The sequence below is a fragment of the Castellaniella hirudinis genome (assembly GCF_047468865.1).
Classification (GTDB): domain Bacteria; phylum Pseudomonadota; class Gammaproteobacteria; order Burkholderiales; family Burkholderiaceae_B; genus Castellaniella; species Castellaniella hirudinis_A.
In genome coordinates, this window is record NZ_JBLGTV010000008.1 from 1 (window position 1) to 25,049 (window position 25,049).

The 25,049-nt window shown below is 65.1% G+C and carries 25 protein-coding genes; 4 read left to right on the forward strand and 21 right to left on the reverse strand.

Going from position 1 to position 25,049, the window contains the following annotated elements; all coding sequences use genetic code 11:
• Positions 1 to 173: 173 nt before the first annotated feature.
• The 3 genes from ACMHYJ_RS10825 to ACMHYJ_RS10835 all read left to right on the forward strand — a co-directional run bounded on the left by ACMHYJ_RS10825 (position 174) and on the right by ACMHYJ_RS10835 (position 1,041).
• Positions 174 to 359 (forward strand): type II toxin-antitoxin system HicA family toxin, encoded by a 186-nt coding sequence (locus ACMHYJ_RS10825; protein WP_414246189.1) that lies wholly within the window; start codon positions 174 to 176, stop codon positions 357 to 359.
• A 63-nt stretch (positions 360 to 422) separates the two neighbouring features.
• Positions 423 to 836 carry a type II toxin-antitoxin system HicB family antitoxin gene (locus ACMHYJ_RS10830; protein WP_414246190.1) on the forward strand — a complete coding sequence of 138 codons (414 nt, stop codon included), beginning with the start codon at positions 423 to 425 and terminating at the stop codon, positions 834 to 836.
• Between the two features lie 13 nt (positions 837 to 849).
• The gene (locus ACMHYJ_RS10835; protein ID WP_414246301.1) at positions 850 to 1,041 is read left to right on the forward strand and encodes a BrnA antitoxin family protein; all 192 of its coding nucleotides are present in this window, start codon (positions 850 to 852) and stop codon (positions 1,039 to 1,041) included.
• Positions 1,042 to 1,177: 136 nt separating this feature from the next.
• Here ACMHYJ_RS10835 and rplS read toward each other — a convergent pair whose 3' ends face one another.
• The 6 genes from rplS to ACMHYJ_RS10865 form a co-directional block, all read right to left on the reverse strand.
• A complete protein-coding gene (gene rplS / locus ACMHYJ_RS10840; RefSeq protein ID WP_414246191.1) occupies positions 1,178 to 1,549 on the reverse strand; it encodes a 50S ribosomal protein L19 in 372 nt (123 codons plus the stop codon).
• 436 nt (positions 1,550 to 1,985) lie between these two features.
• Positions 1,986 to 2,627, reverse strand: coding sequence for a peroxiredoxin (locus ACMHYJ_RS10845; RefSeq protein ID WP_414246192.1), 642 nt, complete (start codon positions 2,625 to 2,627; stop codon positions 1,986 to 1,988).
• Between the two features lie 116 nt (positions 2,628 to 2,743).
• Positions 2,744 to 4,549, reverse strand: coding sequence for an acyl-CoA dehydrogenase (locus tag ACMHYJ_RS10850; RefSeq protein WP_414246193.1), 1,806 nt, complete (start codon positions 4,547 to 4,549; stop codon positions 2,744 to 2,746).
• A 92-nt stretch (positions 4,550 to 4,641) separates the two neighbouring features.
• Complete coding sequence (locus ACMHYJ_RS10855; protein ID WP_414246194.1) at positions 4,642 to 5,571, reverse strand: electron transfer flavoprotein subunit alpha/FixB family protein; 930 nt, start codon at positions 5,569 to 5,571, stop codon at positions 4,642 to 4,644.
• Positions 5,572 to 6,321, reverse strand: a complete 750-nt coding sequence (locus tag ACMHYJ_RS10860; RefSeq protein ID WP_414246195.1) for an electron transfer flavoprotein subunit beta/FixA family protein — start codon at positions 6,319 to 6,321, stop codon at positions 5,572 to 5,574. It lies immediately after the preceding gene.
• 63 nt (positions 6,322 to 6,384) lie between these two features.
• On the reverse strand, positions 6,385 to 7,308 hold the full coding sequence (locus tag ACMHYJ_RS10865; protein ID WP_414246196.1) for a histone deacetylase family protein: 924 nt from the start codon (positions 7,306 to 7,308) through the stop codon (positions 6,385 to 6,387).
• 10 nt (positions 7,309 to 7,318) lie between these two features.
• Here ACMHYJ_RS10865 and mltB point away from each other — a divergent pair, with 10 nt between their 5' ends.
• Complete coding sequence (mltB, locus tag ACMHYJ_RS10870; RefSeq protein ID WP_414246197.1) at positions 7,319 to 8,500, forward strand: lytic murein transglycosylase B; 1,182 nt, start codon at positions 7,319 to 7,321, stop codon at positions 8,498 to 8,500.
• 47 nt (positions 8,501 to 8,547) lie between these two features.
• Here mltB and cysM read toward each other — a convergent pair whose 3' ends face one another.
• The 15 genes from cysM to gyrA all read right to left on the reverse strand — a co-directional run bounded on the left by cysM (position 8,548) and on the right by gyrA (position 25,007).
• Positions 8,548 to 9,453 (reverse strand): cysteine synthase CysM, encoded by a 906-nt coding sequence (cysM, locus tag ACMHYJ_RS10875; RefSeq protein WP_414246198.1) that lies wholly within the window; start codon positions 9,451 to 9,453, stop codon positions 8,548 to 8,550.
• Positions 9,454 to 9,682: 229 nt separating this feature from the next.
• Positions 9,683 to 10,198, reverse strand: a complete 516-nt coding sequence (locus ACMHYJ_RS10880; RefSeq protein WP_414246199.1) for a ComEA family DNA-binding protein — start codon at positions 10,196 to 10,198, stop codon at positions 9,683 to 9,685.
• A 107-nt stretch (positions 10,199 to 10,305) separates the two neighbouring features.
• Positions 10,306 to 11,307: an ADP-glyceromanno-heptose 6-epimerase gene (gene rfaD, locus ACMHYJ_RS10885; RefSeq protein WP_414246200.1), complete on the reverse strand. Its 1,002-nt coding sequence runs from the start codon at positions 11,305 to 11,307 to the stop codon at positions 10,306 to 10,308.
• Complete coding sequence (gene rfaE1, locus ACMHYJ_RS10890) at positions 11,304 to 12,239, reverse strand: D-glycero-beta-D-manno-heptose-7-phosphate kinase (RefSeq protein ID WP_414246201.1); 936 nt, start codon at positions 12,237 to 12,239, stop codon at positions 11,304 to 11,306. Before rfaE1 ends, rfaD begins: the two co-directional genes overlap by 4 nt.
• Positions 12,236 to 13,444 (reverse strand): lipopolysaccharide assembly protein LapB, encoded by a 1,209-nt coding sequence (gene lapB / locus ACMHYJ_RS10895; RefSeq protein WP_414246202.1) that lies wholly within the window; start codon positions 13,442 to 13,444, stop codon positions 12,236 to 12,238. The genes rfaE1 and lapB overlap by 4 nt, the downstream gene beginning before the upstream one ends.
• A gap of 10 nt (positions 13,445 to 13,454) precedes the next feature.
• Complete coding sequence (locus ACMHYJ_RS10900; RefSeq protein ID WP_414246203.1) at positions 13,455 to 13,778, reverse strand: LapA family protein; 324 nt, start codon at positions 13,776 to 13,778, stop codon at positions 13,455 to 13,457.
• Positions 13,779 to 13,937: 159 nt separating this feature from the next.
• Positions 13,938 to 14,288: an integration host factor subunit beta gene (locus ACMHYJ_RS10905; protein ID WP_414246302.1), complete on the reverse strand. Its 351-nt coding sequence runs from the start codon at positions 14,286 to 14,288 to the stop codon at positions 13,938 to 13,940.
• 8 nt (positions 14,289 to 14,296) lie between these two features.
• Positions 14,297 to 16,009, reverse strand: coding sequence for a 30S ribosomal protein S1 (gene rpsA, locus ACMHYJ_RS10910; RefSeq protein WP_414246204.1), 1,713 nt, complete (start codon positions 16,007 to 16,009; stop codon positions 14,297 to 14,299).
• Between the two features lie 103 nt (positions 16,010 to 16,112).
• Entirely contained in the window at positions 16,113 to 16,808 is a 696-nt protein-coding gene (gene cmk, locus ACMHYJ_RS10915; protein ID WP_414246205.1) for a (d)CMP kinase, read from the reverse strand.
• Positions 16,809 to 18,155 carry a 3-phosphoshikimate 1-carboxyvinyltransferase gene (gene aroA / locus ACMHYJ_RS10920; protein WP_414246206.1) on the reverse strand — a complete coding sequence of 449 codons (1,347 nt, stop codon included), beginning with the start codon at positions 18,153 to 18,155 and terminating at the stop codon, positions 16,809 to 16,811. It abuts the gene before it with no gap.
• The gene (locus ACMHYJ_RS10925) at positions 18,152 to 19,039 is read right to left on the reverse strand and encodes a prephenate dehydrogenase (protein WP_414246207.1); all 888 of its coding nucleotides are present in this window, start codon (positions 19,037 to 19,039) and stop codon (positions 18,152 to 18,154) included. The genes aroA and ACMHYJ_RS10925 overlap by 4 nt, the downstream gene beginning before the upstream one ends.
• Complete coding sequence (gene hisC / locus ACMHYJ_RS10930; RefSeq protein WP_414246208.1) at positions 19,036 to 20,148, reverse strand: histidinol-phosphate transaminase; 1,113 nt, start codon at positions 20,146 to 20,148, stop codon at positions 19,036 to 19,038. The genes ACMHYJ_RS10925 and hisC overlap by 4 nt, the downstream gene beginning before the upstream one ends.
• A gap of 8 nt (positions 20,149 to 20,156) precedes the next feature.
• The gene (gene pheA / locus ACMHYJ_RS10935) at positions 20,157 to 21,245 is read right to left on the reverse strand and encodes a prephenate dehydratase (RefSeq protein ID WP_414246209.1); all 1,089 of its coding nucleotides are present in this window, start codon (positions 21,243 to 21,245) and stop codon (positions 20,157 to 20,159) included.
• A complete protein-coding gene (gene serC, locus ACMHYJ_RS10940) occupies positions 21,238 to 22,368 on the reverse strand; it encodes a 3-phosphoserine/phosphohydroxythreonine transaminase (RefSeq protein ID WP_414246210.1) in 1,131 nt (376 codons plus the stop codon). Before serC ends, pheA begins: the two co-directional genes overlap by 8 nt.
• Positions 22,365 to 25,007 carry a DNA gyrase subunit A gene (gyrA, locus tag ACMHYJ_RS10945; RefSeq protein ID WP_414246211.1) on the reverse strand — a complete coding sequence of 881 codons (2,643 nt, stop codon included), beginning with the start codon at positions 25,005 to 25,007 and terminating at the stop codon, positions 22,365 to 22,367. Before gyrA ends, serC begins: the two co-directional genes overlap by 4 nt.
• Between the last annotated feature and the right edge of the window lie 42 nt (positions 25,008 to 25,049).

A 25,049-nucleotide genomic window follows, 5' to 3' on the forward strand; every position in this document is an offset into this window, starting at 1 on the left:
TTTTGGACGCCGGGGTGGGTCAGATTTACTCCGACGATTCCGACGAAAGTGGGTCAGTTTTCAGTCGGCGTTGACAGCTGCAGGAGGAGAAATAAATCTTTTATGTTGTGTCAAGCAACTTATTTGCTTATTCTTGTTTATAATTACCTCATTGGAATAACACAGGGGAGGTAATGAAATACAGCGAATTCAGGCCGTGGCTGCTCAAGCAAGGTGTGGCGTTCACTCCACACAAAGCCGGAAGCAGCCACTACAAAGCGACCCTAGGTGATCGAATGACGGTTTTTCCAGACCACGGCAGCAAGGAAATAGGCTCGGGACTGGTGAACAAGATCAAGAAAGACCTGGGGCTGAAATAAACCAGGGGGGCTCGAAAGGATCGCCCCACCGCTGTATGCCTTCCCTATCATGAGGAGCCACACATGTTGACCTATCGCTACACCCTGACGCCTGACGACAACGGAACACTTCTGATTCAGTTCCCGGATGTGCCGGAAGCTGCCGCTGTGGCTGAAACGAAAGCTGACGCCCCTCATCAGGCCGTTGAGGGACTGGAAGCCGCACTGCAAATGTATGTTGATGCACGCCGCCCCATTCCTGCCGTATCCTTCGATTTTGGAGAACCAGCAGCGCTTGGAGCGTCGGCTACGGCAAAGCTGCTCCTCGCCGATGAAATGGTTCGCCAAGGAATGCGCAAGGCCGACCTGGCCCGTGCACTGGGCGTTCATCCACCCCAAGTCGATCGGCTGCTCGACCTGGGCCACGCCTCAAAGATCGAGGCCGTCGAATCAGCACTGTCCATCCTGGGGCGGCGTCTTGATGTGGCCTTGGCCTGACGGGATTTAATCTATCACCCGGCGATCAGCTCGGGTAGCCTGCAAGCAGGACTATCGCGGCCCACAAAAAGAGCCAACAAAAGAACGCATCACCATCAGGCTATCAGCCTCTACGCTGGCCGATTTCCGGGCAACTGGCCCGGGCTGGCAAGGTCGCATCGACTCTGCCTTGCGTGACTGGCTGGATGCCCATCAGCGCAAGTAGTCCAGCGCTACCAGAAACGCAAAATCCCGCTCAATGGCGGGGCCTGCTCTCCCCCGAAGGGGTCGTTTCTGCCTTGGAGCGGCCGTCAACAAAAAAGCACCCAGTCGGGTGCTTTTTTGTTGGCTGGCCGGTGGAATCAAACGGCCTTGCGCACGAGCTTTTCTTTGATGCGAGCAGCCTTGCCGGTGCGGCCGCGCAGGTAGTACAGCTTGGCGCGACGCACGTCGCCGCGGCGCTTGACTTCGATGGAGGCGATCTGCGGGGAGTACAGCTGGAAGGTGCGCTCGACGGCTTCGCCGGACGAGATTTTGCGCACGGTGAAGGCGGAATTCAGACCCCGGTTGCGGCGGCCGATGACCACGCCTTCATAGGCCTGGATACGCTTGCGCGTGCCTTCGATGACGTTGACACCGACGATGACGGTATCGCCCGGGCCAAAATCAGGAATGGTGCGACCTTCGGTCAGGCGCGCGATTTCTTCGCGCTCTAGGGTTTCGATGATGTTCAAGATGGGCTCCAAGGCATCATGGGTGGGGCTGTTGGTTCAGTTTAGCGCCCCAGCAGAGGATGCGGTAAGCCGACGATTATATCAGAAACCCCTGGCCTCAGTATCAAAACCCCGGCCTCAGAAACCCAAGGCGCTGCCAAACCACAACAGGCCCGGAACCATGGCGGCCCACAGCGCCACCATGAAGATATCCTGAATGATTTTTTTCATGACGCCCCTTGAATACTGTGTTTATTATCAGCTTTACAATACTGTAATTAAACACAGTTATCAAGGCAAGGCCTGAATTGCAACAGGCCCGGTATTTGCCGGGCCGGGGTATCCCGCATGACGACGCCCCATCCGACAAATGGCCGCCCAAGGGCGGCCATTCTGCCAGGGCACAGTAGCCCCAGCGCCTGGCTCAACCCGGTTTACCCGGGCCGAGCGGCGATACTTACAGGTTGGGCTGCGGGGTAGTGCGCAGGTAAGGACGAACTTCCGTGTAGCCCTTGGGGAATTTTTCTTTCAGAACCGCCGGGTCTTTCAGGGACGGGGCGATGATGACGTCTTCGCCCTGCTTCCAGTTCACCGGCGTGGCCACGCTGTAGTTGTCCGTCAGTTGGATGGAATCCAGAGCGCGCAGGATTTCATCGAAATTGCGGCCCGTACTGGCCGGATAGGTCAGGATCAGGCGGATTTTCTTGCTGGGGTCGATGACGAACACCGAGCGCACCGTGGCGGTGGTGCTGGCGTTGGGGTGGATCATGTCGTACAGGTTGGCGACCTTGCGGTCTTCGTCCGCCAGGATCGGGTACTGCACATCGGTATTCTGGGTGTCGTTGATGTCCTTGATCCAGTCGATGTGGGATTGCTTGCCATCGACGGAGACCGCGATCACCTTGGCGCCGCGCTTGGCGAATTCACCCGACACAATGGCGGTGTAGCCCAATTCGGTGGTGCACACCGGGGTAAAGTCGGCCGGGTGGGAAAACAGCACGCCCCAGCCATCGCCCAGCCATTCGTGGAAGTTGATTTTCCCCAGGGACGAATCTTGTTCAAAATCAGGGGCGACATCGCCCAGACGCAAAGTGGCCATCAAATACTCCTTAAGTGTCGGCGGCCCGAACCCCCGGGCCGCCCAATTCGTTTAGACACTTAATATTCTTGCAGAATAAGGCCTGGAGTTAAAGTACAACTAAGTTATATGTATATTTAAGCGGGCCGGGCATATCGGTCGGCCAGCCCGCCCGCCTGGATCGCGGCATTGAAGGCGGCAGCGCGCGGCAGGACATGCACGGCATACTGCACCGCCGTGGCGATCTTGCGGGTGTAGTAGGGATCGGTTTCCCCTTTTTCCAAGGCCGCGGCCGCCGCCAGGGCCGCCCGGCCCAGTTGCCAGCCCGCGTGGGCCGTACCCGCCAGCATCAGGCACGGCACGCTGCCGGCAAACACGCCGCGGATGTCTTCACGCACATGCGCCAGCACGAAACCCACGGCGGATTCATACGCCAGGGCGGCATCGTCCAGGGACTGGGCGATATGCCGCAGTGCGGCGGCGTGCGCGCCGGTCGCGGCGCGCAATCCCGCCACCGTGGCGCGCATGCCGGCAATCTGCCCCGAGGCCACCTGCCCGCCATCGCGGACGATCTTGCGACCGATGAAATCATTGGCCTGGATGGCCGTCGTGCCTTCGTAAATGGGCAGGATGCGGGCATCGCGATAATACTGGGCCGCGCCGGTTTCCTCGATAAAGCCCATGCCGCCATGCACCTGCACCCCCAGGGACGCCACTTCCACCGACGATTCGGTGGAAAAAGCCTTCACGATGGGCACGGCGTATTCGTAAATGGCCTTGGCCTGCGCCCGCTGCTCGGGGTCGGCCGCGTGGGCCGCCTTGTCGCGGTAGCCCGCCGCCACATAAGCCACGGCGCGCGCGCCTTCGGTCAGCCCGCGCATCACGCCCAGCATGCGGGCCACGTCGGGATGGTGGTCGATGGAGACCGGCCCCGCCGAGCCTTCCAGCGCATTGCCCTGGACGCGCTCGGCCGCATAGGCCCGGGCATGCTGCAAGGCGCGCTCGGCAACCGCCACCCCTTGCAGGCCCACGGCGTAACGGGCGGCGTTCATCATGATGAACATATATTCCAGGCCGCGGTTTTCTTCGCCGATCAGGTAGCCGACGGCACCCTCGCCCACCTCGCCCTTGCCCGAGCCATACAGCAGCACCGCCGTGGGGCTGCCGTGGATGCCCAGCTTGTGCTCCAGCGAGGCGCAATACACATCGTTGCGCGCGCCCAGACCGCCATCGTCCCGCACCAGGAACTTGGGCACGATGAACAGCGAAATCCCCTTGACGCCCTTGGGCGCATCCGGGGTGCGGGCCAGCACCAGGTGGATGATGTTGTCCGCCAGATCGTGGTCGCCATAAGTGATGAAGATTTTCTGGCCGCTGAGGCGGTAGCTGCCGTCGTCCTGGCGCAGCGCCCGGGTTTTCAGCAGGGCCAGATCCGACCCGGCCTGGGGTTCGGTCAGGTTCATGGTGCCCGTCCAGCGGCCTTCCAGCAGGGGCGGGATAAAGCGCGCTTTTTGTTCCGCCGTGCCGACCATGGACAAGGCCTCGATCACCCCGTCGGTCAGCAGGGGGCACAGGGAAAAGGCCAGATTGCCGGCATTGATGCTTTCGGTGACCGCCGCCGAAACGATTTTCGGCAGGCCCTGGCCGCCGAATTCGGCATCGTGCGGCAGACCCTGCCAGCCGCCCTGGGCGAAGGCCTGGAAGGCCGCCTGGAACCCCGGCGTGGTCTGCACCGTGCCGTCGTGCCATTGGGCGGGCTGGGTATCGCCTACGCGGTTCAGCGGGGCGATTTCCTGTTCCACGAACCGTGCGTTTTCCTCCAGCACGGCATCCACGAGGTCATCGGAGATTTCCTCGTAGCCGGGCAAGGCCAGCACGCCCGCCTGATCGGCCAGTTCGCGCAAAATGAAACGGATATCCTGAGTCGGAACCTGATATGTCATGGTTTTTCCTGGGGAGCGCACATGTCGGCCACAGGCCCATGCATACGCAAGAAATGAAGCGGGCCCATCGGCGGGCCCGCGAAAAACAAGAATTACAGCGCCTGGGTGAGCGCGGGCACGGCCTCGAAGAGGTCGGCCACCAAGCCGTAATCCGCCACGCCGAAGATGGGCGCTTCGGCGTCTTTGTTGATGGCCACGATGACCTTGGAATCTTTCATCCCGGCCAAGTGCTGGATGGCCCCGGAAATCCCCACGGCAATGTACAGCTGCGGCGCCACGATCTTGCCGGTCTGGCCCACCTGCCAGTCGTTGGGGGCATAGCCCGCATCGACCGCCGCCCGCGAAGCCCCAAGCGCAGCGCCCAGCTTATCGGCCAAGGGATCCAGCAGCTTGAAGTTCTCGGCGCTGCCCAGGCCCCGGCCGCCGGATATCACCACGGCGGCGGCGGTCAGATCGGGACGGTCGCTCTTGGCGAGCTCGCGGCCCACAAAGGCGGATTTGCCGGAATCGGCCACGGCGTCGACGGCATCGACGGCGGCACTGCCGCCTTCGGCCGCCACGGGATCGAAGGCCGTGGTGCGCACAGTGATGACTTTCTTGCCATCCGCCGACTGCACCGTGGCCAGCGCATTGCCCGCATAGATGGGACGCACGAAGGTATCGGCGGATTCGACCGCGACGATATCGGAAATCTGGGCGACATCGAGCTTGGCGGCCACGCGCGGGGCCACGTTCTTGCCCGACGCGGTCGCGGCGAACAGAAGATGGCTGTAACCATCGGCCAGTTGCAGGACCTGGGCGGCCAGGTTCTCGGCCAGACCGTCGGCCAGGGACGGGCCGTCGGCCAGCAGAACCTTGGCGACCGAGGCCAACTGGGCGGCCTGCTCGGCCACGGCGCGCGCGCCGGAACCCGCCACCAGCACATGGACGTCCCCGCCCAGGGCCGCCGCGGCGGCCACGACGTTGCGGGTTGCGGCGCCCAATTGGGCGTTGTCGTGTTCGGCAATAACCAGAATGCTCATTTACACCACCTTTGCTTCGTTTTTCAGTTTGTCGACCAGTGCGGCAACATCCGGCACGATCACCCCCGCCGAGCGGCTGGGCGGCTCGGTGACCTTGAGGGTCTTCAGACGCGGCGCGGCGTCGACCTGCAGATCGGCGGGCGTCGTGGTTTCCAGCGGCTTTTTCTTGGCCTTCATGATGTTGGGCAGCGTGACATAACGCGGCTCGTTCAGGCGCAGGTCGGTGGTGATCACCGCCGGCAGGGCCAAGCTGAGGGTTTCAAGCCCGCCATCGACCTCGCGCGTGACCTGGACGCGTTCGCCCTGGATTTCGACCTGGCTGGCATTGGTGGCCTGCGGCCAATCCAGCAGCGCGGCCAGCATCTGACCGGTCTGGTTGGCATCGTCGTCGATGGCCTGCTTGCCCAGGATCACCAACTGGGGCTGTTCTTTATTGACCAGCGCGGCCAGGATCTTGGCCACCCCCAGCGGTTGGAGTTCGGCATCGTCTTGCACCAGCACGCCGCGATCGGCGCCGATGGCCATGGCGGTGCGCAGGGTTTCCTGGCATTGCGCCACGCCGCAAGACACGGCGATGACCTCGGCGACCGCGCCTTTTTCCTTCAGGCGGACGGCTTCTTCGACTGCAATCTCGTCGAAGGGATTCATGGACATCTTGACGTTGGCGGTATCCACGCCAGTGTGATCGGATTTGACGCGTACCTTGACATTGAAGTCAACGACGCGCTTGACAGGCACCAGGACCTTCATCGAGCTAACTCCTAAAAAGAAAGTGGAAACGGCGCATCCGCGACGAGCGGGTGTCCAGACATGTTAATAACCCCCCAGCGCCCGCACATGCGCCACCGCGCTGCGCCCCAGGGCGGACAGGTCGTACCCGCCCTCAAGGAAGCTGACGATCCGCCCCTGGGCGGATTCGGCGGCAACCTCGACGAGGCGTTGGGTGATCCAGGCGTAATCCGCCTCGACCAGCTTGAGACTGCCCATGTCGTCTTCGCGGTGGGCATCAAAACCAGCGGAAATCAGAACCAGTTGCGGCTGGAACCGGCGCAAGGCCGGCAACCAGCGGCTGGTGACGATATCGCGCACCACCTGGCCGTCGGAATAGGCATCCACGGGCACATTGATCATATTGGGCCCGAGGTTTTCCTGGCGGGTGTCGGGAAACAGCGGATACTGGTAGAAACTGCACATCATGACACGGTCTTCGTGCATGAAGGATTCTTCGGTGCCATTGCCGTGGTGCACGTCGAAGTCGACGATGGCCACGCGTTCCAGGCCGTGGCGATCCAGCGCATAGCGCGCGGCAATGGCCACATTATTGAAGAAACAGAACCCCAGCGCCTGGCCGGGCCGGGCATGGTGGCCAGGCGGACGGATGGCGCAAAAAGCGGTCTGGGCTTCGCCCGCCAGGATTTCATCCAGCGCGGTCAGCCCCGCCCCGGCGGCGGCCCAGGCGGCATCCAGCGTGTGCGGATTCATCACCGTGTCCGGGTCCAGGGGAAAATGCCCCTGCGCGGGCGCATGCCGGCGCAGGAAATCCAGGTAATCGGCGGTATGGATGCGCAGCACGTCGGCAGCCTGGGCTGGACGCGCCTGCTGCGGCACCAGGAACCCCATCAAACCGCTGGCGACCAGCTGATCGGACACCGCATCCAGGCGTTGCGGGGATTCGGGGTGCCAATCGCCCATTTCGTGCAGGCGGCAGGCGGGGTGAGTAATATATAGTGTCTCCATAAGGGCGATTATGTTCAGACCAACCCGTTTTTTGCAAGTTGCCGTAGCGTCTTTTTTCTTGTCGGGCTGCGCCAGCAGCAGTGACCAAAGCAGCCACCGGATGCTAGACGCCGACAAGGCCCAAAATCAAACAATCGTTTCAAACGAACGTATTAATTCTAGCAGAACTCAAATCCCAGGCCAAGCCGCAACGCCAATGGGCGATTTCGTCAATGCCCAGGGTGCGCTGCTACCTGAAATCCACCAGTTCGCCCGCGAGACCGCCGCCGCCCAGCGCCTGCCCCTGGATCAGGTCGAAGCCCTGCTGCGCAGCGCCCGGTACAACGCCGCTGCCGCGCGCCTGATGGCCCCGCCCAGCCATGGCGGACGCATCCGGCGCGCCTGGGAAAGCTACCGCAAGCGCCACGTCGATCCCATCCGCATCCGGCGCGGCGTGGCCTTCTGGCAAGCGCACCGCGCCACACTGGATCAGGTCAGCGCGCAGACCGGCGTGCCGCCTTCCATCCTGGTGGCGATTATCGGCATCGAGACCGTCTACGGCCAATTCACGGGAAACCACCGGGTGCTGGATACGCTGGCGACCCTGGGCTTTCGCTATCCCGACCCCAATCGGCCGGAACGCCAGGCCATGTTCCGCCAGCAACTGGCCGACCTGATCGTGCTGCACCAGCAGGGCCGGCTGGATGCCTATACGGTGGAGGGTTCGTTCGCCGGGGCCATGGGCCTGCCGCAGTTCATGCCGGGCAGCCTGATGCGCTATGCCGCCGACGGGAACGGCGACGGCCGCATCGACCTAGCCCGCAGCATCGACGATGCGATTGCCTCGGTGGGCCGGTTCTTGCAATTGCACGGCTGGGTGCCGGGCGTGCCCGTGTTCGCGCCGGTCAGCCTGCCGGCCCAGGTGGGCCCTTTGCTGCAGGACGGCCTGGCCCCCACCACCGACTGGACGCGCCTGAAGGCCGCGGGGGCCCGGGCGCTGCCGGGGGGCGGCACCCGCTGGGAAACCCAGCCCCTGGGGGTGATCGACCTGCGGGATGAAATCCGCGGCACGCACGACTATCGCACCGTCACCCCGAACTTCTTTGCGATCACCCATTACAACCGCAGTTACTTCTACGCGGCCTCGGTGGCCGAGCTGGCCCGGGAAATCGCCCGGCAGACCGGCTATGGCGGCCCCGACCGGTTTGATTGACGCGACGATCCCCGCGTCCGGGCCAGCCGGCCCGGGGGCTGCGGCCCTCAGCCGAACACGCCCGTGGACAGATAGCGGTCGCCCCGGTCGCAGACGATGAAGACGATGGTGGCGTCGCGCACTGTGGCCGCCACCCGCAGGGCCGCCACCGCCGCCCCGGCGGAGGAAATCCCCCCGAAAATGCCTTCTTCGGCGGCCAGGCGGCGCGCCATGGTCTCGGCCTGATCCTGGGTGATCGGCTGGAAGGCGTCGATCTGATCCGGGTGGTAGATGCTGGGCTGGTAGGCCTCGGGCCATTTGCGGATGCCCGGAATGTGGGCGCCTTCGGCGGGCTGGGCGCCGATGACCTGAACGGCGGGATTGCGCGCGCGCAGGTACTGCCCCACCCCCATGATGGTGCCCGTGGTGCCCATGGCGCTGACGAAATGCGTGACCCGGCCATCGGTCTGATCCCAGATTTCGGGGCCGGTGGTTTCACGATGCGCCAGGGGGTTGTCTTCGTTGGAGAACTGATCCAACACCACGCCCAGGCCATCGGCCTGCATCTGCAAGGCCTTGTCGCGGGCGTATTCCATCCCGCCCTGGTCGGCGGGGGTCAGGATCAACTGGGCGCCATAGGCCGTCATGGCGGCGCAGCGTTCTTGGGAGGAGTTATCCGGCATCAGCAGAATCATGCGATAGCCGCGCACGGCGGCGGCCATGGCCAGGGCGATGCCGGTGTTGCCACTGGTGGCCTCGATCAGGGTATCGCCCGGGCGGATGTCGCCGCGTTGTTCGGCCTGCCGGATCATACTGAGCGCCGCCCGATCCTTGACGGAACCCGCCGGGTTATTGCCTTCGAGCTTGGCCAGGATCACGTTGCCGCGCGGTTCGCCCGCCTCTCCCGACACGCGCTGCAGGCGCACCAGGGGCGTGGAACCGACGATGTCTTCGATAGTAGGATAGGTTTTCATGCCGAAATCATACACCCGCTGTTCGGTGCCGACGGGCAATCCGCACAAGTCAAATAAGCTTATGCGCCAAAGGAATATCCGGGCGATTTCCACAGCCCGGGCCGCGATGGCCCGGTGCCGTTTGCCGCGCCCCCCGGCGCGCGGCCGCGATCTCCGCCGCCGCGCCGGGTGGCCCGCCGGGGCGTCCACTCGGCCACAGCCTGGCGGATCGCCTGCCTTCCCCGGGGTTTTACGGTTTGTCGGCTGGCCGACCGGACGGCGCCCCGGGCGTCGGGCTGCCCCCGGCCCCCGCGCTCGGCAAACGGGTGCCGCCGCCATCGATGGTCAAGCCCGCCGACCGCAAGGCCTGGGCGCGGCGCGGGCCAATGCCGCGCACCCGATCGGACAAATCCGCAAACGAAGCAAAGCGGCCCCCACGGCTGCGCTCATCCAGAATGACCTGCGCGGTTTTTGCGCCGATGCCCCGGATGCCGCGCAATTGATCCAGCGTGGCGGTGTTCAGGTCGACGGCGCCGGCCGCCCCCGCCCAGGCCAAGGCGGCCACCCCGATGACGCGGGACAGGCGCGCCCCGCGCCGGCGCCCCCGAGCCTTGGCCACCGCCCGGCCGACAGCGCGGCCCCGCGTCGCCGGCGGGCACGGCACGCCATCCCCTGACGGGCAGGCGGGCGAACCGAAGGTTTCGGAATGAATACCCGGGGTCTCGATGCCGGGCCGGGCGACGGTGTCATGCAAAAACGGATTCATGGACAGACTCCTGTGAAAAGTGGAAGGTCTGACCATGGTGCCCGCAATCAAGCCGCGACAGCCCCCGGCTTGATCGAATTTGTCACACAGGCGTTTTCACGGAAAAATCAGCAACGCAGCTGCCCGCCCGCCAGCAAGCGCTGCACATAGGTGTTGACGCCCGTCTGCACGTCGCAGAAGGCATGGCCGTAGCCCGCCGCCCGCAGCTGGGTCAGGTCGGCCTGGGTATGGCTCTGGTAGCGGCCTTTGAGGTCGTCCGGGAAATCGATGTAGCGCAACTGCCCGGCCCCGGCCAGTTCTTCAAGCGGCAGGGCCAACTGGCCCTGATGCACCCGCAGGCTGTTGACCACGGACTGCGCCACATCATTGAACGGCTGGGCGCGGCCCGTGCCGCAATTGAAGATGCCCGAGACCTCCGGGTGATCGAGGAAATGCAAGTTGACCCGCACGACATCGTCGATAAAGACGAAGTCGCGCCGCTGGCCGCCATCCGGGTAGCCGTCCCAGCCGCCGAACAAGCGCACATGCCCCTGCTCGACGAACTGGTTCATGTTGTGGAAAGCCACCGATGCCATGCGCCCCTTGTGCTGTTCGCGCGGGCCGTAGACGTTGAAATAGCGCAGGCCCACCACCTGCGCGGTCAGGCGATCCAGGCGGCGGCGCAGCACCTGGTCGAACAGCAGCTTGGAATAGCCATACACATTGAGGGGGGCTTCGTTGGCCGGGGCCTCGATGTAGTGCGGCCCCGCCCCATACACTGCGGCCGAGGACGCATAGATCAGCGGGACTTCCCGTGCCTGGCAGTAGTCCAGGAGTTCGAGCGTGACCCGGTAGTTGTTGTCCATCATGAAATGGCCATCGCGCTCGGTGGTGTCCGAGCAGGCCCCCTGATGGAATACCGCATCCGGGCGCTGCAGCTGGCCGCTGCGCACCGACTGGCGGAAATCGTCCTTGTGCTGGTAGTCGGCGATCTGCAAATCGACCAGATTGCGGAATTTGTCCCCATCGGCTAGGTCGTCGACGGCCAGGATGTCCGTGACCCCCCGGGCATTGAGGCCCCGCACCAGGTTACTGCCAATGAAGCCGGCGGCGCCGGTGACGACGATCATGATGAAAGCTCCTGTGCGGTCACGATGGAAGTACCCAGTTTACCCACGACGATGCCGCCCGCCCGATTGGCCCAGGCCATGGCGTCGAACCACCCCAGGCCCGCCGCGCGCGCGCTGGCCAGCGTGGCCAGAACCGTATCCCCGGCCCCCGACACGTCAAAGACTTCATGCGCCTGCGCATCGACGTGCTGGCGGCCGGCCTGGGTATACAGGGTCATGCCTTGCTCGGACCGCGTGATCAGCAAGGCTTCCAGGGAAAGTTCTTCGCGCAGGGCCTGGGCGCGGCGTGTCAGGTCGTCCTCGGACTCCCAGCGGCCGACGGCATCCTGCATTTCGCTGCGATTGGGGGTGACCAAGGTGGCCCCCACATAACGCTTATAGCGGTGGCCCTTGGGGTCGATGAGCACGGGCACGCCCGCCTGCCGAGCCATCTGGATGAGGCTTTCCACCTGCGACAGCGCGCCTTTGGCGTAATCGGACAGCACCAGCAGGTCGTACCCGGACAGACACTGGCCCAGACCCTGGCGCAGGGCATCCAGGGCGGCGGGCCCGGGGCCTTGTTCGAAATCCACCCGCAGCAGCTGCTGCTGGCGGCCCAGCACCCGCATCTTCAAGGTGGTGTCCATGCCGCCACGGTCTTCGACCAGGCCATCGTGGATGCCGGCTTCGCCGAGCATGGCCCGCACCCGGGCGCCGGCCTCATCCGCGCCGACAATGCCCAGCAGGCCCACCTGAGCCCCCAGGGCCGCGATATTGCGGGCCACGTTGGCCGCCCCGCCCAGGCGGTCTTCGCGGCGGGCGACCCGAACCACCGGCACGGGGGCCTCGGGCGAAATGCGGTCGACCTCGCCGAACCAATAGCGATCCAGCATGATGTCGCCCACGACGAGAATCCGCGCGGCCTGGACGGCAGCCGTCGGGAACGGGGTCATCGGATTTCCTCCAGACGGCGGGGACGATAGGTTTCCCAGGCATTGCAGCCGGGACATTGCCAATAATAGCGCTGGGCCTCAAAGCCGCACTGGCTGCAGGCATAGCGATCCAGCCGCTGCGTGTGTTTATGGATCAGGCTGCGCAACAGGCCGAGATCGGCCCCGGGCGCCAGCCCCTGGTCGGGCGGCGCGCCATCCTGGGCAAGTTCGACTTCCAGGAGGCGATCCAGGCCCAGCAGGGAGGGATGGGTTTGCAGAACCTGCCGGCCATAGGCCCAGGCGGGGCCGGCCCCCTGCTGCGCCCGCAAGGCGCGAAACACCACGTTGAAAAGGTCCAGCGTGGGCAGCCGCTGGTACTGGGCCCGCAGAATGTCCAGGCCCTCGGCGCCACGCCCCAGGGCGATATGGCAGTCGAGCACGGCCTGGGCCACCAGGCCGGCGTATTCGGGCGCGCTTTTCAGGATGTCCAGCAACTGCAGGCGCTGGGCGTCCAGGTCGCCGCATTGGGCCGCCCATTGAGCGCGCAGCAGGCGGATGCGGGTTTCGGCCGCCGGGGTCGCCCCATGCTGGCGAGCGGCGTTGTCGGCGGCGTCCAGCGCCGCGACCACGGCGGGCGCGTCCACCGGCCGGGCGGCCAGCAGCGCCTGGGCGATCTCGCAGTGATAGTGACACAGCTGCGGCACGGCCTCGTTGGCGCGCCCACGCAATTGCTGCACGGTGTCGATGGCGCGCAGCCAGTCGTGTTCGGATTCGTAGATGCGGATCAAGGCGCGGATGGCTTCCTGGGCATGGCGCGTGTGGGTGATCGCCTGGAAGCCTTGTTCGGCACGATCCAGCATGCCAGCCTTGAAAAAGTCCTGCGCCAGAGCCAGCTGCGCATTCTCGCGGTCGGCCAGGGGAAGATCCTGGCGCGACAGCAGGCTTTGATGCACCCGGATGGCGCGCTCGATTTCGCCGCGCCGGCGAAACAGGCTGCCCAGGGCGAAGTGCAGTTCGGTGGTTTCGGGGTCGAGCTTGGCGACCTCGATGAAGGCATCAATGGCCCGGTCCGGTTCTTCGTTTAAAAGAAAATTGAGCCCCTTGAAATAGGAATCCGGCAAGGCGCGGGTTTCGGACAGCATCTGCCGAAAATCAAAGCGCGCCGCCATCCAGCCCAGGCCGAACAGCACCGGGACGAAAATCAGCCACCAGGTTTCGAAATCCACGGTCGCCCCATTACAAGGGCGCCAGAGGCGCGGCGGTTTCCGGGATCACCGGGCCGGTGCCCGTCGACGGATGCGCCAGGGTTTCTTGGGCGCGGGCCAGTTCGCGGCGCAGGCGGTTGATTTCCCGGCGGCGGCGCAAGATGGCGGAAACCGCCAGCAGCAAGCCAAAGACCGCCCCCAGCACGAACGCCACCAGCATGACGACGATCAGGGGAACCTGCTGCAGCACGTGGTCGGCAAACAAGCCCACATCGACTGGCGCGGTGTTTTTCAAGGCGAACAACAGCACTATGATGAATATCACCAAACGCAGCAACCAGATCAAATAGCGCATAAGCCAAGCTCCTAGGGGGAATCTTCTTATTGTAAAGGGAAAACCCGGCGGCCCGGCCCGCCGGCCGGACGCACGAAAAAGAGACAAAAAAGGCGGCCTCGCGGCCGCCCCGAATTCCGCATCCGCCCGCTGCCCGGCGTGGGCCGCGGGACGGTATGCCTATTCGTTGAAGAACTGCATCTGATACAAGTCGGTCGCAGTCGCCGGTTCGTCGCAGTCGACGGCATCCGGCCCCTGATCCACGCGTTCGCGGAGTTCCTTGCCCGGCTTGAAGTGCGGCACCAGCTTGGCTGGCACCATCACGGTCTCGCCGGATTTCGGATTGCGCCCCACGCGGGGCTGACGCCGCGACAGCGAAAAGCTGCCAAAGCCGCGGATTTCGATGCGCTGGCCCTGCGCCAAAGCGTCGGCCATCGCATCCAGCACCGTCTTGACGGCCAGATCCATGTCGCGCAGCGCCAACTGAGGGTGGCGCCCCGCCAGCACGGCAATGAGCTCGGACTTGGTCAGGCCAGGCATCAGTGGTCGCGCTGCTCGTTGAGCTTGGCCTTGAGCAGGGCACCCAGGTTGGTGGTGCCCGACGAGGCGCTGGCTTCGGTCATGCGCTGAATGGTGTCGGCGGTCTCGGCGTTGTCGCGGGCCTTGATGGACAGCTGGATGGAGCGGGCCTTGCGATCAATGTTGATGATCATGGCCTCGACCGAGTCGCCGTCTTTCAGCACCGTGGTGGCGTCTTCGACGCGGCCGGCGGAGATTTCAGAAGCGCGCAGATAGCCTTCGACATCGACCGACAGGGTCACCACGGCGCCCTTGGGTTCGACCGACTTGACCGTGCCGGTGAGGACGGCGCCCTTGTCGTAGGTGGCCACGAAGTTGTTGAAGGGATCGCCATCGAGCTGCTTGATGCCCAGCGAGATGCGTTCCTTGTCCGTGTCGATGCCCAGCACCACCGCGTCGATCTCGTCGCCCTTCTTGAAGTTGCGCACAGCGTCTTCGCCGGATTCGGTCCAGGAGATGTCGGACAGATGCACCAGGCCGTCGATGCCGCCGGGCAGGCCGACGAACACGCCGAAGTCGGTGATGGACTTGATCGCGCCGTGAACCTTGTCGCCGCGCTTGAAGTTGGCGGCGAAGTCTTCCCAGGGGTTGGGGCGGCACTGCTTCATGCCCAGCGAGATGCGGCGGCGGTCTTCGTCGATTTCGAGAACCATGACTTCGACTTCTTCGCCCAAGGTCACGACCTTGCGCGGATCGACGTTCTTGTTGGTCCAGTCCATTTCGGAAACGTGCACCAGGCCTTCGATGCCGGCTTCGACCTCGACGAACGCACCGTAGTCGGTGAGGTTGGTGACCTTGCCGAACAGGCGGGTGCCTTGCGGGTAGCGGCGGCCCAGGCCGATCCAGGGATCTTCGCCCAGCTGCTTGACACCCAGCGACACACGCTGTTTTTCCTGATCGAACTTGAGCACCTTGGCTTCGATTTCCTGGCCGACGGACAGGACTTCGGAGGGGTGACGCACGCGGCGCCAGGCCATGTCGGTGATGTGCAGCAGGCCGTCGATGCCGCCGAGGTCGACAAACGCGCCGTAGTCGGTGATGTTCTTGACGATGCCCTTGATGACCACGCCTTCGTGCAGGTTTTCGAGCAGCTTTTCGCGTTCTTCGCCCATGCTGGCTTCGAGCACGGCGCGGCGCGACAGCACGACGTTGTTGCGCTTGCGGTCAAGCTTGATGACCTTGAATTCGAGGGTCTTGCCTTCGTAGGGGGTGGTGTCCTTGACGGGGCGCAGATCGACCAGGGAGCCCGGCAGGAAGGCGCGGATGCCGTTGGTCATGACGGTGAGGCCGCCCTTGACCTTGCCGGTGATGGTGCCATTGACCAGTTCGCCGGATTCGAGGGCTTGTTCGAGCTGCAGCCAGGCCGACAGGCGCTTGGCGCGGTCGCGCGACAGGATGGTGTCGCCGTAGCCGTTTTCGAGGGAGTCGATCGCCACGGACACGAAGTCGCCGTCGGCGACTTCGAGTTCGCCCTGGTCATTGAGGAATTCTTCTAGGGGGATGTAGGCTTCGGACTTGAGGCCCGCATTGACCACGACGAAATTGTGGTCGACACGCACGACTTCGGCGGAAATGACTTCGCCGGAGCGCATGTTTTGATCTTTGATGCTGGCAGCAAACAGATCGGCAAAGCTTTCGCCGCCCAGGGCGGCTTCGGGGGTTAGGGTGGACATGAACAAGTATCCATAGGCCGGATGCGGCCGACACGCCAGGATGAAACCCGGCGGAGTGAAATAAACCCCGCCCGATACGAACCGGCGCGCCGGTCAAGCCGCATCAGGCAGGCCCACGTGCCGACCACAAGGCCAGCACCTGTTGCACCACCTGATCCACCCCGATATGGGATGAATCAATGGTAACGGCATCATGCGCCGCCACAAGCGGCGCATGCGCCCGACCCCGATCCCGGGCGTCCCGGTCTCGAAGGTCGTTTAAAAGGTCGTCTAGATTAGCAGAAATTCCCTTCTCACTCAACTGCTTATAGCGTCTTTCGGCACGCACGCCGACGGCCGCGTCCAGGAATATCTTCAGGGGCGCATCGGGAAACACCACCGTGCCCATGTCCCGGCCATCGGCGACCAGGCCGGGCGCGGCGCGGAAGTCGCGCTGGCGCGCCAGCAAGGCCGTCCGCACCGCGGGCCAGGCGGCCACCTGCGAAGCCAGGTTGCCGATGGCTTCCCGGCGGATGGCCTGGGTGACGTCCCGATCCCGCAGCCAGACGCCGCCGGCATCGAAGCGCACGTCCAGTTGACGCGCCAGCGCCGCGGCCGCCGGTTCGTTGCAGGCGTCCGCCCCGGCGTCCTGAACCGCCAGCGCCGTCAGGCGATACAGGGCGCCGCTGTCCAGCACGCGCCACCCCAGGCGCTCGGCCACGCGCTGGGCGATGGTTCCCTTGCCCGACGCGGTCGGCCCGTCGATGGTAATGACGGGCGCGGCCCCGGACGGTGTCTGCGCGGAAGCGGTCGGATGCATTCAAACCTCCTGCCCGGCTTCGGGCTGCAGCAGCCGCTGGAAGTCGGTGAAATAATGGGGATAGGTCTTGGCCACGCAATCCGGATCCAGGATCGTGACGGGCACCGGGCCGAACGCGGCCAGGGAAAAACACATGGCCATGCGGTGGTCGTCGTAGGTGGCGATATCGGCGCGGCGCCAATCGGCCGCGGCCAGGGGATGGACTGTCAGGCTGTCGGGGCCGGATTCGACCCGGGCCCCCAGGCGGGCCAGTTCGGCATGCATGGCGGCGATCCGGTCGGTTTCCTTGACGCGCCAGCTGGCGATGTTGCGCAAGCGGCACGGCCCGTCGGCATACAGCGCCAGCACGGCGGCGGTCATGGCGGCATCCGGGATCAGATTGAAATCCAGGTCGAACGCCCGCAAGCGGGCGCCCTGGGCCACTGCGCAGCCCCGCACGACCAGGACATGCGGCTGGCGGTCGACCTGAGCGCCCATGGATTCGACCACCTCGGCGAAGGCCAGGTCGCCCTGGATGCTGTCTCGCCCAACCCCCCGGATTTCGATGGGGCCGCCCGCGATCGCCCCCAGCCCCAGGAAATACGAGGCCGAAGACGCATCGCCCTCGACCGGGTAATCCCCCGGGCTCTGGTAAGCCGCTCGGGCCGGAATGGTGAAGCGCGTCCAGCGGTCGTCGCACTGCACAGCCACGCCAAAACGCGCCATCAGGTTGAGCGTGATCTGGATGTAGGGGCGAGAGATCAGGGGGCCATCGAGCTCGATGACCACATCCTGGCCCAGGCGGGCCGCCGCCAACGGGGCCGCCATCAGCAAAGCGGTCAGAAACTGGCTGGACACGGCGCCCCGCACCCGGACGGGCCGATCCAGCCGCAGCGAACCGGCGCGCAGGGCCAGGGGCGGATAGCCCGGCTGCTGGTCGTAGTCCACCGCGCAGCCCAGCAGACGCAGCGCATCCACCAGATCGCCGATGGGGCGCTCGTGCATGCGCGGCACCCCCGACAGGCGATAATCGCCCCCCATGACCGCCAGCACGGCAGTCAGGGGCCGGAATGCCGTGCCCGCATTGCCCAGGAACAGATCGGCCCGGCGCACCGGCCAGGCGCTGGCGCCCGCGATGCGCCAGGTGCCCGGCCCCTCCGCCTGGATATCCACGCCCAGGCTTTGCAGGGCGGCGATCATGACCCGCGTATCATCGGAATCCAGGACGCCGGACAACACCGTCGTCCCGCGCGCCAGGGCGGCCAGCAGCAAGGCCCGGTTGGAAATGCTCTTGGAACCCGGCAGGCTGACCACGCCATGGGCGCGCACTGCGGGATTCAGGGTTAAAGCGGGTGAAGATGAAGTCATGGCATGCGTCCGCCCCAGAACCGCCGCGCCAAGGCCGACTGTTCCAGCAGGGTCTCCAAGGTTTCAGGGTGGGATTCGTCCTGCAGCGCGTTGCGCCAATGCAGCAGGGTGCGTTCAAAATCGTCGAGTTCGTGCAAAACCGCCTGGCGATTGGAGGCGAAAATATCGCGCCAGACCTCGGGCGAGCCCGCCGCGATCCGGGTGAAGTCCCGAAAGCCGGTGCCGGCCAGGCTCAAGCGGGTGTCGGCATCCTCGGCGTGCGCCACCTGGGCCATGAACACGGCCGCCAGAAAATGCGGCAAGTGGCTGACGCAGCCCAGGGCGCGATCGTGCGCGGCCGGGTCCATCAGCTGCACCCGGGCGCCGCAGGCCTCCCAGACCCGGATCAGCCAGTGCTGAACCGCTCCCGGGGTCTCGCCAAACGGCGTCAGCACGACCTTGCGGCCATGGTACAGCATGGCATCGGCGGCTTCGGGGCCGGTCATTTCAGAGCCCGCAATGGGGTGGCCGGGGATGAATTGCAGATAGCGGTCGCCCAAGAGTTCCCGAGCCAGGCCGGCCACGTCGGCCTTGGTGCTGCCCGCGTCCGTGACCACGGTGCCCGGCCGCAAGATCGGCGCCAGCGAACGCAGCAGCCCCGCCATGGCGCCCACCGGGGTGGCCAGAAAAATGAGATCGGCCTGGGCGGCGGCCTGGCGGATATCGGCTGCGGCGTCGATCAAGCCCAGATCTCGGGCTTTTTGCAGGGCCGCCGGATTGCGGCCCACGCCCAGTACCCGGCCCACCTGGCCGACCCGCCGCAACGCGGCGGCGAACGAGCCCCCGATCAGGCCCGTGCCCACCACCGCCAGGACCGGCACCAGAGGTTCGGGCACCGACGTCATGGACGCAGGATGTCGGCCAGGGCCTGGATGAAGCGGGTGTTTTCCTGGGGCAGGCCAATGGACACCCGCAGGTGCCGGGGCAGGCCGTCGCCCGCCACTGGACGCACGATGATCCCGCGGCGCAGCAGCTCGTCGTGGATGCGCGCGGCATCGCCCACCTGAACCAGCACGAAATTGGTGTGGCTGGGTATGAAGTCCAGCCCCAGCTCGGCAAAGGCGTCCTGCAACTGCTGGCGGCCCTGGCGGTTCAGGCGGTAGGTCTGATCCAGGAAATCCGCATCGGCCAAGGCAGTCCGGGCGGCCAGCTGGGCCAGGGCATTGACGTTGAAGGGCTGACGCACCCGATTGAGCACATCCGTGAGCCCGGGCTGCGCCAGGGCATAGCCCACCCGCAGCCCGGCCAGACCATAGGCTTTGGAAAAGGTGCGCGTCACGATGAGATTGTCGTACTGCCGCACCCACTGGGCGCTGTCAGCCCGCTCGGCGGGATCCAGATAATCGTCGTAGGCTTCGTCCAGCAAGACGGTGACGCGGCTGCCGTGGCGGTCTTGCACCGCTTGCAGGAAAGCCTGGATTTGCGCGGCGGGCACGTGGGTGCCGGTGGGGTTGTTGGGGTTGGCGATGAAGACCAGCCGCGTGTCCTCGGCAATCGCATCCAGCATGGCGGACAGATCATGGCCGAAGTGTTTGGCGGGCACCTGGCAATGGCGCGCGCCGCGCGCCTGGGTGCTCAGGCGATACACCACGAAGGCATGCTCGGCATACACCGCGGACGTGCCCTCGTCCAGCAGGGCCAGCGAGGCCAGTTCCAGCAAATCGTTGGAACCGTTGCCCAAAGTGATCCAGGCGGCCGGCACGCCATGGCGGGCGGCCAGATCGGCTTTGAGGTCGAAGCCGTTGGGGTCGGGATAACGGCCCTGCAGGCTGGCGGCAGCCTGGCACAGGGCTTCCCGGACGCGGCCGGAGCAGCCCAGCGGGTTTTCGTTGGACGCCAGCTTGATGATCTCGGCGGGATCGAGCCCGTATTCGCGGGCCAGTTCTTCGATGGGCTTGCCGGGCTGGTAGGCGGCAATGGCCCGGACGTGTTCGGGAGCCAGGAGCGATGTCATGCGTTGCCTCATTGTCTGGGATAGGAGCCAAGCAGTTTGAAAAAGGCCACCTGCTGGCGGAGTTCGGCCAGCGCCTGCTGCACGGCCTCGTCCTGGTGATGGCCCAGGAGATCGACGTAGAAATAGTATTCCCATTGCCCGGTGCGGGCCGGACGGGATTCCAGGCGCGTCATGGACACCCCATGCTGCGACAAGGGGGCCAGCATGTCGTAGACCGCCCCCGAACGATTGGGCACCGCCATGATCAGGCTGGTTTTGTCGCGCCCCGTCGGGCCGGCGTCGCGGGGGCCCACAGCCAGAAAGCGGGTCTGATTCTGGGGATCGTCCTGGATGCCGCTGGCCACGGCGCTCAACCCCCAGGCCACCGCCGCCGAGTCGCCGGCGATGGCCGCACAGGCGGGATCTTCGGATGCCATGCGCGCGGCCTGGGCATTGCTGGCCACCGGGGTGCGTTCCAGGCCCGGATGATTGCGACTGAGCCAGGCCTGGCACTGCGCCAGCGCCTGCGGATGCCCCAGCACCCGGCGCACGCCTTCCAGGCCGCCGGTGCGGGTCAGCAGGTTGTGATGTATGCGGATGGTGCGCTCGCCCAGCACTTTCAGCGAAGAATGCAGCAGCAGATCCAGGCTGCGGTTGACCGCGCCTTCGGTGGAGTTTTCGACGGGCACCATGCCGACGTCGGCCTGGGCGGCCTCGACCGAGCGAAAGACCTCGTCGAAGGATTCACAGCGCAGGCTGTGGATGGCCTGGCCGAAATGCTCGTGGGCGGCCTGTTCGGAAAACGAGCCCTGCGGCCCCAGAAAAGCCACCGTCAAGGTGCTTTCCAAGCCCCGACAGGCGGAGATGATCTGCCCCCAGATCGCCGCCACGGCGGCTTCCGGGATCGGGCCGCCATTGATGGTCTGCAAGCGGCGGACGATCAGGGCCTCGCGCTCGGGTTTGAGCACCGGGCCGGTGGCATCGAAACGCTTTTTGACATCCCCCACCTGCAAGGCCGTCTGGGCGCGCTGATTGAGCAGCACCAGGATCTGTTCGTCCAGCGCGTCGATCCGGTTGCGCAAGGGTTCGAGACTGGCCTGCAGGTCGGATTCAGCCATGGCGGGCCTCGAAGTCCTGCATGAAAGCGACCAAGGCCTGCACGCCCGCCAGCGGCAGGGCGTTATACAGCGAGGCCCGCATCCCGCCCACGGCCTTGTGGCCTTTCAGGGCCAGCAGGCCCGCGGCTTCGGATTCGGCCAGGAATGCCGCATTGAGGGATTCGTCGCGCAGGAAGAACGGGATGTTCATGCGCGAGCGCACCGCCGGATGAATGCGGTTTTCATACAGCGAGGACTGGTCGATGTAGGTATACAGCAGGCTGGATTTCCGGCTGCTGGCCGCATCCATGGCGGCCACCCCGCCCTGTTCCAGCAGCCATTTGAACACCAGCCCGGCCATGTAGATGGCAAACGTGGGCGGGGTGTTGAACATGGAGCCGGCCGCCGCCACGGGGGCGTAATCGAACACCGACGGGCACTGCGGCAGGGCATGGCCGATGAGATCCTTGCGCACGAACACCAGGGTAACGCCCGCCGGCCCCGCGTTTTTCTGGGCGCCCGCGTAGACCACGCCCAGCCGGGAAAAATCAATGGCGCGCGACAGGATGTTGGACGACATGTCGGCCACGACGGGCACATCCGGCGCCCCCAGGGCGGCCATGTCCGGCATGACGGCCTGCTCGACCCCGCCGATGGTCTCGTTGGCGCACAAGTGCAGATACGCCGCGTCGGGCCGCACCCGCCATTGATCCTGGCCCGGCAGCCAACACCACGGGCCGTATTCGCGGCCCGCCTGGGTCGTGGCGGCATCGGCGCTGGCGGCCACGGCAATGTCGCCGTAGCGCCCGGCTTCGTTGAAGGATTTCTTGGCCCAATGGCCACTGAGCACATAATCGGCACGGTGGCGGCCGTCGCGGCCGATGAGGTTGAGCGGCACCAGGGCATTCTGGGCGGAGGCCCCGCCCTGCATGAACAGCACGTCGAAATCATCGGGCACCGACAATAAAGCGCGCAGGTCGGCTTCGGCCTCGTCGCGGATGCGGCTGAAATGCTTGCCCCGATGGCTCATTTCCATGACGGACGTGCCGCTGCCCCGCCAATCGCACAGATCGGCGGCGGCCTGCTGCAAAACATCCAGGGGCAGGGTGGAAGGCCCTGCGGCAAAATTCCAGGGACGGGTCATGCGGGATCCTTCGGGGTGGGGTTGTCATCATCGGCGGGCTCGGCGCCGTCTTCGGCGCCATCCTCGTCGGCATCGCTTTCGGCCACCCGGCGCACGCTGATCAGGCGGCTGTCCTCATCCACGTTGATCAGGGTGACGCCCTGGGTGGCGCGGCCCATTTCGCGGATTTCGGCGACCCGGGTGCGCACCATCACGCCGCTGGTGGTGATCAGCATGATTTCATCGTCCGGCCGCACCAGCACGGCGCTGACGACCTTGCCATTGCGGGCGGAGGTCTGGATGGCGATCATGCCCTTGGTGCCCCGGCCGTGGCGGGTGTACTCGACAATGGAGGTGCGCTTGCCGTAGCCGTTTTCGGTGGCGGTCAGGACGCTGTGGGTTTCGTCTTCGGCCACCAGCAGGGCGATGACGGACTGGCCCTCGTCCAGCGACATGCCGCGCACGCCGCGCGCGGCGCGGCCCATCGGGCGCACGTCGTTTTCATCGAAACGCACGGCCTTGCCCGCATCGGAGAACAGCATGACGTCGTGCTGGCCGTCGGTGAGATCGGCCCCGATCAGGTAATCGCCCTCGTCCAGGCCCACGGCGATGATGCCGGCCTTGCGCGGATTGGAGAAATCGGACAGCGGGGTCTTCTTGACGGTGCCCCGCGAAGTGGCCATGAACACGAACTGGTCGTCGCTGAAGGCCTTGACGGTCAGCACGGCGGTAATGGCCTCGTCATCGACCAGCGGGAACATATTGACGATGGGACGCCCACGCGAATTGCGCGACCCCTGGGGAACCTCCCAGACCTTCAGCCAGTAGACCCGCCCCCGGTCGGAGAAGCACAGCAGATAATCGTGGGTATTGGCGATGAACAACTGGTCGACCCAGTCGTCTTCTTTCATGGCGGTGGCCTGCTTGCCCCGGCCGCCGCGCTTCTGGGCGCGGTATTCGGACAAAGGCTGGCTCTTGATGTAGCCGCTGCGCGACAGCGTCACCACCATGTCCATGGGGGTGATCAGATCCTCGGTTTCGAGCTCGGTGGCGTTGAATTCGATTTCCGAGCGGCGCGGATCCTGCCCCGGCGCGGAGAACTCGGCTCGGATGGCCTGAAGCTCGTCGCCGATGATGGCGGTGATGCGCTCGGGACGGGCCAGGATGTCCAGCAGGTCGGCGATGGTGTCCATGACGCTGCGGTACTCGGCCACGATCTTGTCCTGCTCCAGGCCGGTGAGGCGCTGCAGGCGCATATTGAGGATTTCCTGGGCCTGGGTTTCGGACAGGCGATACTGGCCGTCGGCCTGCAGACCGAAATGGGCTTCCAGGCCTTCGGGCCGATAGGCCTCCCGCCCGCCCGAGGCCACGTTGGCGTCCGCCCGCGCCAGCATCTCGCGCACCAGGACGGCATCCCAGTTGCGATCCATCAGGCCCTGGCGCGCCACCGGCGGCGTGGGGGCCGCCTTGATGATGGCGATGAAGTCGTCGATATTGGCCAGGGCGACGGCCAGGCCTTCCAGGATATGGCCGCGCTCGCGCGCCTTGCGCAGCTGGAAAATCGTGCGGCGGGTGACGACCTCGCGCCGATGCCGCAGAAAATACTGCACCATCTGTTTCAGGTTGAGCAGGCGCGGCTGGCCATCGACCAGGGCCACCATGTTCATCCCGAAGGTTTCCTGCAGCTGGGTGTTTTTGTACAGATTATTGAGGACGACCTCGGGGACTTCGCCGCGCTTCAGTTCGATCACCAGGCGCATGCCGTCTTTGTCGGATTCGTCGCGGATGTCCGAGATGCCTTCGATTTTCTTTTCGTTGACGAGCTCGGCGATGCGTTCCTGCAGCGATTTCTTGTTGACCTGGTACGGAATGGCATCGACGACGATTGCCTGGCGGTTGCCGTGCGGCAGGTCTTCGAAGTGAGCCTTGGCGCGCATGATGACGCGCCCGCGCCCGGTGCGGTAGCCTTCGCGCACCCCGGCCATGCCGTAGATGATCCCCCCGGTGGGAAAATCCGGCGCGGGGATGCGTTCGATGAGTTCGTCGATGGTGCAATCGGGATGCTGCAGGCAATGCAAACAGCCCTCGACGACCTCGGACAGGTTGTGCGGCGGGATATTGGTGGCCATCCCCACCGCGATCCCGGCGCTGCCGTTGACCAGCAGGTTGGGCAGGCGCGACGGCAGCAGCAGGGGCTCTTGTTCGCTGCCATCGTAGTTGGGGCCGAAGTCGACGGTTTCCTGGTCGATATCGGCCAGAAGCTCATGGGCGATCTTGGCCAGCCGGACTTCGGTATAGCGCATGGCCGCGGCGCTGTCGCCGTCCACCGAGCCGAAGTTGCCCTGGCCGTCCACCAACATATAGCGCAGGGAGAAATCCTGGGCCATGCGAACAATGGTGTCGTACACTGCGGAATCACCGTGCGGGTGATACTTACCAATGACGTCCCCGACGATACGCGCCGACTTTTTATAGGCGCGGTTCCAGTCGTTGTTGAGTTCGTGCATGGCAAACAGTACCCGCCGGTGCACGGGCTTGAGCCCGTCGCGCACATCCGGCAGGGCACGCCCCACGATCACGCTCATGGCGTAATCCAGGTAGCTGCGCCGCATTTCGTCTTCCAGCGAAATGGGCAGGGTTTCTTTAGCGAAGGATTCCATGTTTATGTCCGAAACCAATGGGCCTGACTCAGCCAGGGGCAA